This is a genomic window from Muricauda sp. SCSIO 65647 (assembly GCF_021534965.1).
Taxonomy (GTDB): Bacteria; Bacteroidota; Bacteroidia; order Flavobacteriales; family Flavobacteriaceae; genus Flagellimonas_A.
The window spans coordinates 108,717-125,347 of record NZ_CP091037.1 but is presented as its reverse complement, the minus strand read 5'-3'; the positions used below and the strand labels follow the sequence as shown (position 1 = coordinate 125,347).

Genomic DNA, 16,631 nt, shown 5'->3' with positions numbered 1-16,631 from the left:
ACAATATTTTTTAATTTAAAAATTCATAAATACCCGCGGCACCCTGGCCGGTACCGACACACATGGTCACCATACCGTATTTTCCTTTCATATTCCGTTTTCGCATCTCATCAAAAAGCTGAACCGACAATTTCGCACCGGTACAACCCAGTGGATGGCCCAAGGCAATGGCACCCCCGTTCACATTGACGATGTCTTGGTTCAGGCCCAACTCACGTATGACCGCCAGCGATTGGGAGGCAAATGCCTCGTTCAATTCAATAAGCTCGATATCATCTTGCTTCAAATCACCTTGCCTCAGGGCCTTTGGAATGGCTTTCACCGGACCAATGCCCATGATACGGGGCTCTACACCTGCCGCGGCATAATTGACCAATCGGGCTATGGGTTCTAGATTGAGTTCTTTGACCATTTCTTCACTCATTACCATCACAAAGGCGGCCCCATCGCTCATCTGCGAAGAGTTGCCTGCGGTCACGCTTCCATTGGCCGCGAACACCGGTCTCAATTTTGCCAAAACGTCAAGCGAAGTATCTGCCCTGGGCCCCTCATCTTTATTGACCGTATAGGTGTCGGTATCTTTTTTACCATTGGCATTCACGAAGGTGTGCTCGACTTCAATGGGCACGATCTGGTCTTGAAAACGATTCTCTTTTTGGGCCTTCAACGCTTTCATATGGGAGTTATAGGCAAACTCGTCTTGGTCTTTGCGCGATATGTTGAACTGTTCGGCCACGGCCTCAGCAGTTAGGCCCATGCCCCAATAATAGTCTTCATTGCCCTCTTTGGCCACTGAATAATCGGGTACGGGCTTGTACCCTCCCATGGGAATATAACTCATGCTCTCGGCCCCACCGGCAATGATGCAATCGGCCATCCCAGATTGAATCTTGGCCGTTGCGATACCTATGGTCTCCAAACCTGAGGCGCAGTAGCGGTTTACCGTTACCCCGGGCACGTCTTCGATGTTCAGGCCCATAAGTGAGATCAGTCGCCCCATATTGAGCCCTTGCTCCGCTTCGGGCATGGCATTGCCCACAATAACATCATCGATTCTTTTTTTATCAAGATCGGGCAGTTCTTTCATCATATGTTCGATGGTCTCGGCGGCCAGTTCATCTGGCCTTTTGAAACGGAACAATCCCCTTGGGGCCTTGCCCACAGCGGTTCGGTATGCTTTTACGATATATGCGGTCTTCATTTTTATCTAGATTGTTAGATCATTGGGTTTTTAGATCGTTGGAGTGCTAAAAATCGGAACATCCAACAATCGAATACATCTAATTTCTTAAAGGTTTTCCTGTCTTTAACATATGTTGGATTCGCTCCAAGGTTTTTCGCTCGGTACAGAGTGACAAGAAGGCCTCTCTTTCCAAATCCAATAGATACTGTTCTGAAACGTAACTGGCTTCCGAAAGGTCTCCACCTGCCATGACATAGGCCAGTTTGTTGGCGATTTTCTTATCGTGTTCTGAAATATAATGACCGGCTTCCATAGAATCCGTTCCTACCAAGAACATGCCCAAGGCCTGTTTGCCGAGCACTTTTACATCTTTTCTGGAGACGGGCTTTGTGTACCCTTGCTCGGCCATCAGCTTGGCATAGGCTTTGGCCGTGGCGATCTGTCGGTCTTTATTGACCACAACGATGTCCTTTCCTTTTTGCAGGATGCCCAGATCATAGGCTTCATGGGCCGAGGTCGATACCTTCGCCATACCGATGGTCAAAAAGTACTCTTGCAACACGTTCAGCTCAACATCGTTTTTTCTAAAAGTATCAGAGGCCCTCAAGGTCATTTCCTTTGAACCTCCACCACCGGGAATTACGCCCACACCGAACTCGACAAGACCGATATAGGTCTCTGAGGCGGCGACCACCTTGTCGGCATGCAGGGTCAGTTCACAACCCCCGCCCAAGGTCATGCCATGGGGTGCGGCCACCGTGGGTATCGACGAATAACGCATGCGCATCATACTGTCTTGGAACATTTTTACTGACCAAGCCAGTTCATCATACTCTTGCTCAACGGCCATCATAAAGATCATGCCGATATTGGCACCTACTGAAAAATTGGCCGCTTGGTTGCCCACCACCAGACCTTGAAAGTCTTTTTCTGCGATGTCAATGGCTTTGTTGAGTCCGGCCAACACATCGGATCCAATGGTGTTCATTTTTGATTGGAACTCAACGTTCAAAATACCATCGCCCAAATCTTCAACGATGACCCCGGGGTTTTTGAAGACCTCATTGGTCTTTCTGATGTTATCCAATATGATAAAGGCATCTTGACCGGGTACCTTTTTCATTTTCTTTGAAGGAATGTCGTAGCAATAGGTGGCCCCGTCTTTTACGGAATAGAACGAGTCGATACCGGAAGCCTTCATCTCGTTTACCCATGCGGCCGCTTCTTGGCCTTCTGCCTCGATAAACCCTAAGCCTTTTTCCAATCCGACGGCATCCCAAATTTGAAAGGGGCCATGTTCCCAACCGAAACCTGCCTTCATGGCATCGTCGATTTTATAGAGCTCATCGGTGATTTCAGGAATTCTGTGCGATACATAGGCAAACAACTGGCCCAAACTCTTACGGTAAAACGCACCGGCCTTGTCTTTGCCATCGACCAGAATAGAAAAGCGTTCGATTACCTTATCGATGGACTTTGTCAGTTCGAGGGTGGCGAACTTGGCACTCTTTTTTGAGCGATAGTCCATCGTATCGAGGTCAAGGGTCAAAATCTCGCTTTTGCCCTTATCATCTTTTACTTTTTTATAGAACCCTTGTCCGGTTTTGCTGCCCAGCCATTTGTTCTCGACCATGGTCTGTATGAAATCGGGCAACTTGAACAGTTCATGGCGCTCATCATCGGTGCAGTTCTCATGAATACCGTTGGCAACATGTACCAAGGTGTCAAGGCCCACCACATCGACCGTTCTAAAGGTGGCTGATTTTGGCCGACCTATCACGGGCCCCGTCAATTTATCGACTTCTTCAACGGTCATTCCCAAATCTTTTACAGCATGAAAAAGACTTTGGATGCTGAAAATACCGATTCGGTTTCCGATAAAGGCGGGCGTGTCTTTGGCCACCACCGAGGTTTTTCCCAAAAATTGCTCTCCATAGCCATTTAGAAAATCCAATACCTCTTGTGAAGTCTTGGGGCCGGGTATGATTTCAAAGAGTTTTAGGTAACGCGCAGGGTTGAAGAAATGCGTTCCACAGAAATGCTCTTGAAAATCGTCGCTACGCCCTTCGCTCATGAACTTGATGGGGATGCCCGAGGTGTTCGAAGTGATCAAGGTGCCCGGTGTACGATGTTTCTCAAGGTTTTCAAAAACCTGTTTCTTTATATCTAACCGTTCAATGACCACTTCAATGATCCAGTCAACATCTTTGACCTTGGCTATGTCATCATCAAGGTTGCCAGTGGTTATTCTATTGGCAAATTTCTTATGATAAATAGGGGAAGGCTTTGATTTCAGGGCCTTTTGAAGCGATTCGTTGACCAATCGGTTGCGAACCGACCTGTCTTCTAAAGTGAGTCCCTTGGCCTTTTCTTTTTCATTGGGTTCACGGGGAACGATATCGAGCAGCAGTACCTCGACCCCAATATTGGCGAAGTGACAGGCTATGCCACTTCCCATTATTCCAGAGCCAATGACCGCCACTTTATTGATATGTCTTTTCATGGATTCGAAATGGGTTTAGTTCGTTGTTGTTCTGTTATATATTTTTTTGTCTGAAATCAATTTGTTGATGGCCTCCATGGTCTTGAAAAAACCTTGAATATCTTCTTCGGCAGCATGTTCCCTGACCACATCATTGAACTGGAGCACCACATCTTTGGAGTCTTTTCGTTTTTCGAGACCCAAGGCCGTCAGGTGGATCAATACCCCACGCCCGTCATTCGGATTCGGCCTTCGTTCGATATAGCCCCTTTCTTCGATACTTTTCAATATTCGTGACAGACTGGTGGCCTCCATCCCCATTTTGGGCCCCAGTGCGGTACTTGGGGTGCCTTTTTTGGGATCGATGCTCAATAAGGTAAAGCCGATCGCCATGGTCAGGCCATAATGCCTGGCCTCTTCATTGTACATTTTGGTGACCGCCTGCCAAGTAGCACGTAGGGCATGGTCGATTGTCAGTTCTTTCATGTTGCTTGATTGGTCACCAAAGATATAAAAATTTATTATGCATGCATAATAAATTTTGGTGAGACAACATGAAGTTGTTATGAGGTCAAGAAAAGTTTTTAACGAAGATCAACGCCCATAGATGTTGTTGTACAGGTGAATGTATTTTTCTTTGACGATCTTTCGGCGAAGTTTCATGGTTGGGGTAAGGTGGCCGTCATCGACCGTCCAAGCATCTGGGGTCAGGCGAAACTGTTTTACCTTTTCCCACTTGGCAAAATCTTCATTGGCCAGATCGACCTCTTCTTGAATACGGGCAATGACTTTTTCGTTGTGTACCATGTCAGAATTTTCAGGGATGGTAACATCATGCCTTTTTGCCCACTCTTCTACAAAGGCGAAGTTGGGCTGGATCAATGCAGCGGGCATTTTTTCACCTTCTCCGACCACCATGATCTGCTCTATAAAACGCGATTGCTTGAATCGGTTTTCCAACAGCTGGGGCGCCACGTATTTTCCGCCAGAGGTCTTGAACATTTCCTTTTTGCGGTCGGTGATCCTCAAAAAGCCATCAGCATCGATTTCACCGATATCTCCGGTATGGAAATAACCGTTTTTCAATACCTCGGCCGTTTTTTCAGGGTCTTTGTAGTAGCCCATCAAGATATTGGGACCTTTGCACAGTATTTCACCGTCATCAGCGATCTTCACCTCAACGCCATCGATAATGCGTCCCACCGTACCGATTTTCCAGCCACTGTCACGTTGGTCGTTGACCGAGATCACGGGCGAGGTCTCGGTCAGCCCATAACCTTCCATCACGGGCATACCCGCTGCAGCGAATACGCGGGCCAAACGGGCCTGAAGGGCTGCGCTGCCCGATACCATGATTTCGATATTGCCGCCCAACGCTTCCTGCCATTTGCTAAAAATGAGCTTTCGGGCCAGGTTCAAACGTTTTTCATACCACCAGCCATTTTTTCCGTAAGGCTCGTATTTCAGTCCCAATTCCACGGCCCAGAAGAACAATTTCTTCTTGATTCCCGTTAATTCGGCTCCCTTGGCGATGATGGCATCGTATACTTTTTCCAACAATCGAGGTACCACGGTCATCACGTTGGGTTTTACCTCTTTGACATTGTCGGCGATTTTGTCGAGCCCTTCCCCAAAATAGACCTGAATGCCGCAGTATTGGTAGAGATACAAGATCATGCGCTCAAAAATGTGGCAGGCGGGCAAAAAGCTCAAAGCGGTCGCCCCATCACTTAAGGGTACCCTTTTTTCGCTTGAGATGACATTCGAAACGATGTTGTCATGCGAGAGCATCACACCCTTTGGCTTGCCAGTGGTGCCTGAAGTATAGATCAGGGTAGCAAGGTCTTCGGGTTTGACGGCCGCCATTCGTTCTTCAACTTCTTTTTGATTTGAAGTATCCTTGCCCTTCTCCAGTACCTCAGACCAGTGGTTGCAGTTCGAAAGTTGGTCAAACGAAAACACATCTTTCAATTTCTTCAATCGGCCACTGATCGCCAGTACTTTTTCCAATACCTCACCACAAGAGACAAAACAGTATTTGGCCTCTGAATGGTTCAATACGTATTCATAATCTTCTTCTGAGATGGTCGGATAGATAGGTACTGTTTGCGCTCCCGTCTGTAGGGCACCGATATCCATGATGTTCCATTCGGTACGGTTGGTCATCGAGATGATGGCGATCTTGTCGTTCGCCTTGACGCCCATTCGTATCAACCCACGACTGATGGCATTGGCCTTATCGATATATTCTTGGGTCGAAGTGGGCACCCATGTACCCTGGTACTTTGTCAGGAAGGCCTTTTCGAGATTGTATTTTTCTTTTTGGTAGTATGGAAAGTCAAAGAGTCTGGTAACCGAATGCATAGCAAGTTTCTGTATAGAAATTGCAAAATAGGGAATTTATTTTTTAGTCGGCAGTTGGTAGTTGGTAGTCGGTAGTCGGTAGTCGGTAGTTGGTGGTGGTTTGGATCGCCCTGTCGTGTTTTGAATTCTATAGATGGCGTTTCATCCCTTCATGGGAAGCCTTGAAACCTAAGCCTTCATAGAATTTTCTGGCCTGAGGGCGCTGTTTGTCAGTGGTCAACTGTACGACATGTGCCCCTTTTTCCCTTGCACGGTTTATGGCCCATTCAAAAAGCTTTTTCCCTAGGCCTTGTCCGCGTTGGCTTTCATGGATTCGTACCTGCTCGATTTGGGCACGTATACCACCCTGATAGGTCAAATATTGGAGGAATGAAAGTTGCAATGTGCCCACCACCTTTCCTAATTCATCATCGATAACCACCAATTCGTGGTTGGGGTCTGCATCGATTTTTTCAAAAGCCCTTAGATACGCTTCAGGCAACGGATCTTTGAATTGTTCGCGTTGGCTACCGAGCACATCATTGGCCAGCATTTCAATGATTGCGGTAAGATCGGTTTTTGTGGCTTTTCTTATTTTCATTCTTTAGTAATTCAGTGAGCAGTGATTCAGTAGGCAGTAGTCGGTAGTTAGTAGTCGGTAGTCGGTTGGCAGTACTTCAGTGAGCAGCATGCAGAGGGCAGTATGCCGTGAGTAGTAACCGCCAGGCGCTGGACGCTAAAAGTTGGCTGTTAGACTTCAGATGACAGAAGTTGGCTATTGGCCATTCACCATTCACCCTTAACTACTAACTAACACTCCTTCACCCAACACCGTGCATCACACATCGAACATCATGCATCAAACACCAATCACCCTTAACCTTACACTATTAACTACTAACTATTAACTAGCAACCATCAACCATTAACCTTTTTAACCCATTCGCGTGCATTGACAAAAGCCTGCAGCCAAGGTGAAACTTCATCATTCCTGTCTTTTGGATAGTGTGCCCAGTTCCATGGAAAAATACTGCGTTCGATGTGGGGCATCGTTACCAAATGACGGCCTGTTTTGTCGCAGAGCATGGCCACGTTATAATCACTACCGTTGGGATTTGCCGGATATCCCTCATACCCATATTTTGCCACGATGTCGTAATTTTCCTCTGAAAGCGGCAAACTGAATTTGCCCTCGCCATTTGAAATCCACACCCCTAGGGTGCTGCCCGCCAAACTGGATAGCATCACGGAGTTGTTCTCATGTATTTTCACCGAAGTGAAATGGCTCTCGTGCTTTCCGGAATCGTTATAGGTCATCTTGCCATGTTCTTCGCCGTGCTCGGCATTGATCAGATCGAGTTCCATGAACAATTGGCAACCGTTGCAGATGCCCACTGAGAGCGTATCGGGGCGGGCAAAGAAATCCATGATGGCCTTGTTGGCCTTTTCGTTGTACTTGATGGCACCGGCCCAGCCTTTGGCACTGCCCAGCACATCTGAATTTGAGAAGCCTCCCACGGCCCCCAGAAATTGGATGTCTTTCAAATCTTCACGGCCCGAGATCAAGTCGGTCATGTGCACATCTTTCACATCAAAACCGGCCAAATACATGGCGTTCGCCATTTCGCGTTCTGAGTTGCTGCCTTTTTCACGCAGAATGGCGGCCTTGGGCTTCCTGATACGATTTTGCACGGCAGAATCACTCGACGTCGTGACCGAAGGGAATTCATACCGAAGCGGCTGCTGCTTATAATTCTCATAACGTGTCTTTGCCAGACCCTTGGCGGTCTGTTGGTCATCCAACAGGTAAGAGGTCTTGAACCAGGTATCACGCAATGAAGCGATGTTCAAGCCGATCTCTATGCCTTGGTTCTTGATGGTTAAGGTTCCTTCGGCAGTCTGACTACCGATTTTCATCACATTGATTCCCTGTGATACCAATCGCTCCCTGACCTGTTCATCTCCCTGAAAAACAATGCCGCTATTTTCAGCGAACAGCAGTTTGAGGGTATCTGCCTCGCCCAATGCCGATAGGTCAAGTGCTGCCCCAAGGTCATTGTCGGCAAAGCAGATTTCCAATAGCGTGGTGACCAATCCGCCCGAGGCGACATCATGGCCCGCTACAATGCTGCCCGTTTTGATCTCTTGTTGCAAGGCATTGAAGGCCTTTTTAAAATAGGCCGCATCGGTAACGGTCGGGGCCTCGTTGCCGACGGAATTCAAAATCTGGTTGAACGATGAGCCGCCCAGTTTGTACCCGTCTTTTGATAGGTTGATATAGTAAATATCGCCACCGTCTTTCTGCAAAACGGGCTCGACCACCTTTTTCAGGTCACTGCAATGCCCGGCCGCTGAAATGATGACCGTACCGGGCGCAATAACTTCTTGGTCTTTGTATTTCTGCTTCATGCTGAGCGAGTCTTTGCCCGTGGGGATGTTGATGCCCAGTGCAATGGCAAAATCGGAACAGGCCTGCACCGCTTCGTACAGACGGGCATCTTCCCCGGCATTTCGGCAAGGCCACATCCAGTTGGCTGAAAGGGAGATCGATTTCAATCCCTCTTTTATGGGTGCCCAGACGATATTGGTCAAGGCCTCAGCGATGCTGTTGCGGCTACCGGCCACAGGGTCTATCAGGCCCGAGATGGGTGAGTGCCCGATACTGGTCGCCAGTCCGTCAACACCCTTAAAATCGAGTGCCATGACCCCTACATTGTTCAAGGGCAATTGCAGCGGACCTGCACATTGTTGCTTGGCCACGCGCCCGCCCACACAGCGGTCCACTTTATTGGTCAGCCAGTCTTTACAGGCTACCGCCTCCAATTGCAATACCTGCTCGAGGTAGTCGTGAAATTTTTCTAGGGAATATTCCGCTTGCCCATACTGTGTGTCGAGCTTCGAATCTTCCATGACGGTCTCGGGCGAACTGCCGAAAAGGGCCGATAGTTCGAGGTCCATCGGTTTTTCGTTGGTCGTTGCCGATTCAAAGGTAAAACGGTGATTACCCGTCACATCGCCCACCTGGTACATGGGCGAGCGTTCACGTTCGGCAATACGCTGCAAAAGGGCCATATCTTTATCGCCGATGACGAGGCCCATGCGCTCTTGGCTTTCGTTGCCGATGATTTCTTTGGCGGATAGGGTCGGGTCACCAATGGGCAGCTTGTCCAAATCGATATTGCCGCCCGTTTCCTCAACGAGTTCAGAGAGGCAGTTCAGATGTCCGCCCGCCCCATGGTCGTGGATGCTCACAATGGGATTCTCTTCACTTTCTACCAGTCCGCGGATGGCATTCGCCGCCCGTTTCTGCATTTCGGGATTGCTACGCTGTACGGCGTTCAGCTCGATGGCGGACTCAAACTCGCCCGTATCGGCACTGGAGACGGCGGCCCCGCCCATACCGATGCGGTAGTTGTCACCGCCCAAGATTACAATCTTATCGCCTTTTTGGGGCGTATCTTTCAAGGCCTGCTCGGCCTTGCCGTAACCGATGCCCCCCGCCAGCATGATGACTTTGTCGTAACCAAGCCGAGCTTGCCCTTCGACCATGCTCAGGGCTTCTTTAGATTTCTCACCTACGCCTGCCTTGCCGTCAGGCAAGTTCGAAATGACCTTTTCGGTATGTTCAAAGGTCAACACCGATCCTGCGATCAAGGGTTGTCCGAACTTATTGCCAAAGTCAGAGGCCCCATTCGAGGCTTTGATTAGGATGTCCATCGGGGTTTGGTACAGCCACTCGCGCTCAGGGAAGGCCTTTTCCCATGGGCGATCTTCTTCCAATCGTGAGTATGAGGTCATGTACACCGCGGTACCCGCCAAGGGCAACGCTCCTTTGCCGCCCGCCAAACGATCACGTATTTCACCCCCCGAACCGGTTGCGGCCCCATTGAAGGGCTCCACCGTGGTGGGGAAGTTGTGCGTTTCGGCTTTTAACGAGAGCACGGACTCGAATGCTTCTTCCCTGTAAAAATCGGGGACATCGGCCCGTTGTGGGGCAAACTGTACCACTTTGGGACCTTTTACAAAGGCCACATTGTCTTTATAGGCCGAGACGATATCGTTGGGATGGGTCGCCGAAGTCTTCTTGATGAGCTTAAAGAGCGAGCTGGGCATCTCTTGCCCGTCGATGACAAAGGTGCCGTTAAAGATCTTGTGGCGACAGTGCTCGGAGTTTACCTGACTGAAACCGAACACTTCCGAGTCGGTCAGTTTACGGCCCAACTGTGTGGAAAGCCGTTCCAAATAGTCGATCTCATCATCGCTGAGGGCGAGGCCCTCTTGTCGGTCGTAGGCGGCGATATCGTCGATTTCGCGTACTTCTTCGGGAGTAATGGCAATGTCAAAAAGGTCTTGGCCGAGCCGTTCATATTTTTGAAAGAGCATAGGGTCATAATCGGTAAAATCTTCAGGGACGAACGTGAACGCCTCTATTCGTATGATCCCTTTAATCCCCATGTTCTGGGTAATTTCAGTGGCGTTGGTACTCCAGGGGGTGACCATGGCGGCACGCGGACCAACAAAAAAGGCGTCAAGAGACGCCGCGTTGATCTGGGGTCGGTTGCCGAACAACCACACTAATTTTTGAATGTCTTCTGGGGTCAGGTCGTGTTGGGTTTGCAGGGCATAGACATTGTTCGCTGCATCGCCAAAGAAATGAATCATATCAGCCTTTCTGTTGAACGGTTCAAGAAAGTGCAAATTTACGGTTTTTGCACCGATTTAAAAGTCGCCGATGGGGGAGTTGTCAACGGCGGTTGTTGATATATTCAATCTACAGGGTCGAGGGACCTGTTTACTGTTGTGCTTCGCTGGCTTCGATGACTTCTTCCTCGACTGGGAAATAGTTCTTCGTATTCTCTTCGATCGTTTTCTTGAGATTGGCAAGATTCGTTTCTTCCTGTGCTTTGAAGCCCCTTCCCATAAAGGCCATCATCGATTTGGCGAACATGCCATTGCCCCAGGCAGTGGAACGTGAACTGATTTTTGTCTTGCCCTCAACGGCGGTCATCGCCATTCTATAGTGCATGTTCATAAAGTCGTTCTCGTAGGTCATCGCTATGGATTCGTTCGGTACAATGTCGGTGATCGTTTCGCGTATCACCATCTGCTCTCCGTCGGCTACAAAATGTACGTTGGCTACCGCGCCCACCGTACCGGGGGTGCCACTGAGATGTTCAATTTTTTGGAATCCAGGTAGCCATGCCGCCAATTTCTCCTCATCTTGGGTCACTGCCCAAGATTCGGCCAAGGGTTTGTCGACCGTTATCTCAGCGTCATAAGACACTTCGGGTTTGAGGAGTCCGATGAGTAGAAATACAATAAACAAGAGAACAATAATGCCGAGGGTGTACTTTAGATATCTCATAGGTCCGTTATTTTAATACTATTCTTGTCATTACCAGTTTCGCAGCGCCTTGCCGTGTTCGAGATACTCTTTTAGCGAGATATGGATCAGATACTCCCAACCACCCACAAAGTTTTCCCTTTTGAAGTCAGGATTCGTAAAGGTTTCAAGGCCTTCGTGTGTCAGCGTTACCTTGGTCTTTTCACCAAGTGAAGATAGTTCAAAGGTCACAAACGACAGTCCCTCATAGCCTTCGTAGGTCCACGAGTACTTGAGCTTTTTCTGGGGAATGACCTCCAACACCTCGCATCGATGCACATAGCGCTTGTCTTCTTGGCCCCCTTCAAAATGGAACTTGCAGCCCACTTTGGGCTCGAAGCCGGCGATATCAAAATACCACTTTTTCATCAATTCTGTTTCGGTAAGGGCCCGCCATACCAATGCGATGGGGGCATTGAACTCTTGTTCCACGATAAGGGGTTGGTTTTTCATTTTATCGTTGGTTTGTCTGGGTTGTTTTTGGGTGTTGCCTGCAGTTCGGTCAACAGCTGATCTAATTGGTTGAATTTTTGGGTCCACAGTTGCCTGAAGGGTGCCAGCCAATCGGCCACTTCGGCCAGTTTTTCGGCCTCAAGCTGGCAATGGCGCTCCCGGCCCTCTTTGGTAATGCTGATTACCCCGCACTCTTGCAGGTATTTGATATGGAGGGATACCGCCTGTCGGGTCATGTCGAACTTTTCGGCCAGCGCATTGACCTTCTGGGGTTCATGGGAGAGGGACAATAAGATACCCCTTCGGGTGGGGTCGGCAATGGCATTGAATATATCTCTTCTCAAAACGCAAGTGTTTGCTTGCAAATATATAAGCAAGTTTTTGCTTGCGCAAGTTTTTTTTGGGACTTAATAGCTTAAGGTGAGTTAATGGGAAAGACTAGGGTTGACCACTTGTCGGACTTGTCTGCCTTTGGCAGAGACGAGCGGGAGCGGGGTACTCGAAGTCAAACCTTAAATAGGTTTCACGCCTTTTATTAATTCTGATTTTCTTTCTATCATCTATTTCTTCCAATTTTCATAGTCAATTAAATGTATCAACTCTTCAATAACTGTTCTGACGTTTTCTTTTATATATTCTAAGTCTTTTTTCCTTGCAATGTATCTTCTGTTATGAGCTGATTTGTCTCCAATATTTTTGATTTTGGGCAGACTTCTTTTTGCATTCCTGCCGATATTCCATGATGGTTCCTTCAAGAATTCCGTAATTAAGTCGCTCAGATAATAGAAGTTCCCATGCGAATTCTTAATCAAATTGTCACTTCCGTGTCTTTCAAAACATTCAATAATAAGAATTTCAATCAGTTTACGAGTTAGGACTGAACAACCGTCATAAATTCCTTTATTATAGCTCGCCAAGGCTTGATTCGCAATTGTTTTTAAATACCCTCTTGTATTGTCAAATAATTCTATTGGAAAGAAATCAGAGTGTACATTTGACGGAAGAGTTGGAATTCCAATATGTTCGTCTAATTTTTGTTTGAATTTCCGCTCAATATAATACCGGCTACTATTTTTTTTAATAAACTTCTTGTTCTTACCCTTAGCTTTCGAGGACAAATAGGAAGGAACATTAGAATAAGGTGGAAGGTGAAGAGCATCAAAACAATCGGAGATTTCCTTTGCGATAAAACCATCATTTTTTTGTTCGATTAGTAAAAAGTAGGCGAAAAAGTCAATTTGAGTACTTGAGGAAAGCTGGTCAAAGTTTTCAACTTTTTCAATGAATGTTTCTAATTCTCTCATTTAATTCGCGTCTTTGGAAGGTCATATTTAATGGCATTCCTACCTTGAATTGACATAGCAATGTCGTCCATTGAATCAAATTCAAGCCAACCATTTTTATTCTTAGTATCACTTATAAGCTGATAAAGACTCTTTGGCACTCGAACATTTAATTTATCAAAAGCTGTATAGATATGATTAGTATTGACATTGTCCATCTGTAAGATCTCTTTTAAATAGTAAACAATTACAAGAATACGTTCAGGAGCGGAATTGATTTCAAAACTCTCCGAGAACTCCTTAAGACTTTGTTCTCCTTCAGGTCTAAGGTTCAGATTCCGATCTAATTTGAAATCCTGCTTTTTTGAACTGGGCTTTGGCTTACTTAAAGATTTAGCTTCTTTGACTCCTTTGGGTTTTTTGCTTGTATTCTTGTAAGAAGCTCTTGCATTAGATTTTCCTTCAAGAATTAATTTCGCTTGTTTGATTCCTTCAGGTTTTATGATATATTCCTCATCATTTATCATTTTAATATAATCTTTATTCAAAATACTCCTAACGTTCCTTGAAAGACGTTTAACAGTTTCATCAGACTTTCGATTAGAACTTTCGTAGAGTGTGGAAATATCATCTCGGGTGAAGGACTTGGAACCAAACGCGGACGCATAAAAACAGTAAACCAATACCCATTCTTTCTCGTTTTTTGGTAGATCTTTGTATACTAATTCTTTCAAAATCGGAAAGTCTGAAGTGTCTTCTAAATCTATATCTGGGGCCTGGTCCAATGCAAGAGGTCTAGATTCTAATTCTGAAGTTTCGGGGGCACTTGATACTTTATTAATCTGCGGCAGAATGTCATTGGTTACAAAATCTTTAAAATTTTCAAATTCTGCTTTGACTGTTCTTTCGTTTCCCTCAATTTCAAATTCAAGTTCTTTTAATTTAAATCTTAATTTCAAATTTTTATTTTCTGACATGTTGTTATTTTTTGATTACTGCCAACCTATAATATAAAACCATGAAATGTTAGTATACCCTGAAATATTTTCTGTATAATAACACTTATTATAATCTCTTTTAAAAATAGGCTAGGTAAAGAAGAAGAGCATCTAAATGTAGGAAATTCTTTCGAGATGTTAAAGGGGTTTTAGGAGTTCGGAAGGTAGAAGATAGAAGTTGGAAGTGAAGGGTGTTGGGTGTTTGGTGCTCGGTGTTTGATGTTTGGTGCTCGATGCGCGATGGTTGGTTGAGAGTTAAAAGTTATGAGTTGAGAGTTATGAATTAAGAGTTATGAATTAAGAGTTAAGAGTTATGAGTTATGAGTTCAAGGTTCAAGGTTGATGGTCAATAGCTAACGACCAACGTCTAGCGCCCAGCGTCTAAGAATAGCAACCCCCCAATGTCATTTCGAACCTGCCTGACGGCAGGCAGGCGTAAATGAGAAATCTAGAAAAAGCGCAAGATTCCCTCAATAGGGCTATTCCGGAGTTTTGTAGACCTTGCCCGCTTTCATCACAAAATGCACTTTTTCCAATACCTCAATTTGTTGCAAAGGATCGCCCTTGACCGCGATCAGGTCTGCCCATTTGCCCTTTTCCAAACTACCCGTTCGTTTTTCGATACCGATAAGTGCCGCGGCGTTTATCGTGGCCGTTCTGAGAATGTCATCGGGCCTCATGCCCGCATCGTGCATCAGTTTGAACTGTTCGGCATTTCGCCCGTGCCTAAAGATGGAGGCATCGGTACCAAAGGCCATTTTTACCCCCGCTTCATGTGCCTTTTTAAAGTTTGCCGCGAAGTCATCATAGGCTTCTCGGTTGTTCATGTTCATCCCCTTGTCACTGATGTCCTCATTTTGTTCGATCAACGAGGCGTAAGCGGCCAAGAGGTCCATCACCAGAAAGATGTCGTTGGCTTTCAATAGCTGAATGGATTCTTCGTTCAGAAAGGTGCCATGCTCAATGGAGTGCACCCCGGCGGCAATCGCATTTTTGATGCCATCGGTCCCATGGGCATGTGCCGCTACCCTGAGTCCACGTTTGTTGGCCTCATCGACGGCGGTTTTCATCTCCTCTATCGAGAAAGAAGATGCCCCCGGCAACGAGCGTGACGAACCAAAGCCGCCCGTGGCATTGATCTTTATCAAATCGACATTGTTTCTGATAAGTGTTCTTGTTCTTTTGAGTACTTCATCCACGCCGTCCACAGGATTCCCCGGATTGGGGAGCACATCGAACTGGGGGGCCATCCAATTGGCCCAATGACCGTGGCCTCCTGTTATGGTCAGGGCCTTTCCACTCACGAACATACGCGGTCCGGGTACCCAGTGCTTGTTGATGGCATCGCGCAGGGCCACATCGGCGTAAAAATCCCCACCCACGTCCCGCACGGTGGTAAAGCCCGCTTCAAGGGTTGCCTTGGCATGAATAACCCCTAGAATGCCCCATGCGGCAATGGGGGTCTCATATACATCGATGGATTTGTCATAGCTGGCATCGGTCAGGTGGGTGTGACAATCGATAAGTCCGGGAAGTACCGTATAACCAGAGAGGTCTATGAGGGTATCGTAGTTTTTGGTGCTTTTTCCTGAAAGGATGTCCGTGATGTTACCGCCCTCTACAACGATCGTCTTGTTTTCAATGAGCTTGCCGGCTACCACATCGACCATTTTTTCGACCAGAATGGCGGTACGGCCGTCTTGTGCCACGAGATGGATGGTGAGGGTGCAAAAGAACAGTGCGGACAGAAAGTATCGGAGCGATCTCATTTTGTGTTTGTTAGGGATGGGTGAGGGAAGTACCCTAAAGTAGTGAAATTCTTTTGAGTGTGGAAATTCCGATAGATTCCTCAATCGCTGTGCTTGGTTAATAGTTAAAAGTTAAGAGTTTAGAGTTTAGAGTTTAGAGTTCAAGGTTTAAGGTTCAAGGTTAATGGTTATTAGTTAGTAGTTGAGGGTAAAGGGTGAATGGTTAATGGTTAATGGTCAATGGTCCTTACCTAATGACTAACGACTAATGTCTAGCGTCTAAGAATAAAGGGATAAGGGTTATGAGTTAAAAGTTATGAGTTCATGGTTCAAGGTTAATGGTCCTTACCTAACGACTACCGACTACCGTCTAGCGTCTAAGAATAAAGGGATAAGGGTTATGAGTTAAAAGTTATGAGTTCAAGGTTCAAGGTTAATGGTTATTAGTTAATAGTTATTAGTTAGTAGTTGAGGGTAAAGGGTGAATGGTTAATGGTCAATGGTACTTACCTAACGACTACCGACTACCGTCTAACGTCTAAGAATAAATGGAGGTATGGGCAAAAGTCCCCATGTCATTTCGAACCCATTAGGGTGAGAAATCTACATCTTTATGGATTCCTCAATCGCTGTGCTCATTTTGAAAAGATGCTTGGTGCGCGATGCGCGATGCCTAGTTAGGAGTTAAAAGTTATGAGTTCAAGGTTCAAGGTTAATGGTCCTTACCTAACGACTACCGACTACCGTCTAACGTCTAA

General features: G+C 46.6%; 12 protein-coding genes. All 12 read right to left on the bottom strand.

Annotation, left to right across the window (positions count from 1 at the left end; all coding sequences use genetic code 11):
- Window positions 1-10: 10 nt before the first annotated feature.
- On the bottom strand, window positions 11-1,201 hold the full coding sequence (locus L0P89_RS00570) for an acetyl-CoA C-acyltransferase (RefSeq protein WP_235266457.1): 1,191 nt from the start codon (window positions 1,199-1,201) through the stop codon (window positions 11-13).
- 79 nt (window positions 1,202-1,280) lie between these two features.
- Window positions 1,281-3,686, bottom strand: coding sequence for a 3-hydroxyacyl-CoA dehydrogenase/enoyl-CoA hydratase family protein (locus L0P89_RS00565; protein WP_235266456.1), 2,406 nt, complete (start codon window positions 3,684-3,686; stop codon window positions 1,281-1,283).
- A gap of 15 nt (window positions 3,687-3,701) precedes the next feature.
- Window positions 3,702-4,151 (bottom strand): MarR family winged helix-turn-helix transcriptional regulator, encoded by a 450-nt coding sequence (locus L0P89_RS00560; RefSeq protein WP_235266455.1) that lies wholly within the window; start codon window positions 4,149-4,151, stop codon window positions 3,702-3,704.
- Window positions 4,152-4,259: 108 nt separating this feature from the next.
- On the bottom strand, window positions 4,260-6,029 hold the full coding sequence (locus L0P89_RS00555; protein WP_235266454.1) for an AMP-dependent synthetase/ligase: 1,770 nt from the start codon (window positions 6,027-6,029) through the stop codon (window positions 4,260-4,262).
- Window positions 6,030-6,156: 127 nt separating this feature from the next.
- A complete protein-coding gene (locus L0P89_RS00550; protein ID WP_235266453.1) occupies window positions 6,157-6,609 on the bottom strand; it encodes a GNAT family N-acetyltransferase in 453 nt (150 codons plus the stop codon).
- Window positions 6,610-6,926: 317 nt separating this feature from the next.
- On the bottom strand, window positions 6,927-10,670 hold the full coding sequence (gene purL / locus L0P89_RS00545) for a phosphoribosylformylglycinamidine synthase (RefSeq protein WP_235267969.1): 3,744 nt from the start codon (window positions 10,668-10,670) through the stop codon (window positions 6,927-6,929).
- A gap of 130 nt (window positions 10,671-10,800) precedes the next feature.
- The gene (locus L0P89_RS00540) at window positions 10,801-11,373 is read right to left on the bottom strand and encodes an SRPBCC family protein (protein ID WP_235266452.1); all 573 of its coding nucleotides are present in this window, start codon (window positions 11,371-11,373) and stop codon (window positions 10,801-10,803) included.
- Window positions 11,374-11,403: 30 nt separating this feature from the next.
- Entirely contained in the window at window positions 11,404-11,844 is a 441-nt protein-coding gene (locus L0P89_RS00535) for an SRPBCC domain-containing protein (protein ID WP_235266451.1), read from the bottom strand.
- On the bottom strand, window positions 11,841-12,188 hold the full coding sequence (locus L0P89_RS00530; protein WP_235266450.1) for an ArsR/SmtB family transcription factor: 348 nt from the start codon (window positions 12,186-12,188) through the stop codon (window positions 11,841-11,843). Before L0P89_RS00530 ends, L0P89_RS00535 begins: the two co-directional genes overlap by 4 nt.
- Window positions 12,189-12,404: 216 nt before the next feature.
- Window positions 12,405-13,148: a hypothetical protein gene (locus L0P89_RS00525; RefSeq protein ID WP_235266449.1), complete on the bottom strand. Its 744-nt coding sequence runs from the start codon at window positions 13,146-13,148 to the stop codon at window positions 12,405-12,407.
- The gene (locus L0P89_RS00520; protein WP_235266448.1) at window positions 13,145-14,104 is read right to left on the bottom strand and encodes a hypothetical protein; all 960 of its coding nucleotides are present in this window, start codon (window positions 14,102-14,104) and stop codon (window positions 13,145-13,147) included. Before L0P89_RS00520 ends, L0P89_RS00525 begins: the two co-directional genes overlap by 4 nt.
- A gap of 500 nt (window positions 14,105-14,604) precedes the next feature.
- Entirely contained in the window at window positions 14,605-15,894 is a 1,290-nt protein-coding gene (locus L0P89_RS00515; protein WP_235266447.1) for a metal-dependent hydrolase family protein, read from the bottom strand.
- Window positions 15,895-16,631 lie beyond the last annotated feature (737 nt).

Bases quoted from the DNA above. Each gene is read 5' to 3' on its own strand.
- L0P89_RS00560 (WP_235266455.1), bottom strand. From the start codon at position 4,151: ATGAAAGAACTGACAATCGACCATGCCCTACGTGCTACTTGGCAGGCG.
- L0P89_RS00555 (WP_235266454.1), bottom strand. From the start codon at position 6,029: ATGCATTCGGTTACCAGACTCTTTGACTTTCCATACTACCAAAAAGAA.
- L0P89_RS00535 (WP_235266451.1), bottom strand. From the start codon at position 11,844: ATGAAAAACCAACCCCTTATCGTGGAACAAGAGTTCAATGCCCCCATC.
- L0P89_RS00525 (WP_235266449.1), bottom strand. From the start codon at position 13,148: ATGAGAGAATTAGAAACATTCATTGAAAAAGTTGAAAACTTTGACCAG.
- L0P89_RS00520 (WP_235266448.1), bottom strand. From the start codon at position 14,104: ATGTCAGAAAATAAAAATTTGAAATTAAGATTTAAATTAAAAGAACTT.
- L0P89_RS00570 (WP_235266457.1), bottom strand. From the start codon at position 1,201: ATGAAGACCGCATATATCGTAAAAGCATACCGAACCGCTGTGGGCAAG.
- L0P89_RS00550 (WP_235266453.1), bottom strand. From the start codon at position 6,609: ATGAAAATAAGAAAAGCCACAAAAACCGATCTTACCGCAATCATTGAA.
- purL (WP_235267969.1), bottom strand. From the start codon at position 10,670: ATGATTCATTTCTTTGGCGATGCAGCGAACAATGTCTATGCCCTGCAA.
- L0P89_RS00565 (WP_235266456.1), bottom strand. From the start codon at position 3,686: ATGAAAAGACATATCAATAAAGTGGCGGTCATTGGCTCTGGAATAATG.
- L0P89_RS00540 (WP_235266452.1), bottom strand. From the start codon at position 11,373: ATGAGATATCTAAAGTACACCCTCGGCATTATTGTTCTCTTGTTTATT.
- L0P89_RS00515 (WP_235266447.1), bottom strand. From the start codon at position 15,894: ATGAGATCGCTCCGATACTTTCTGTCCGCACTGTTCTTTTGCACCCTC.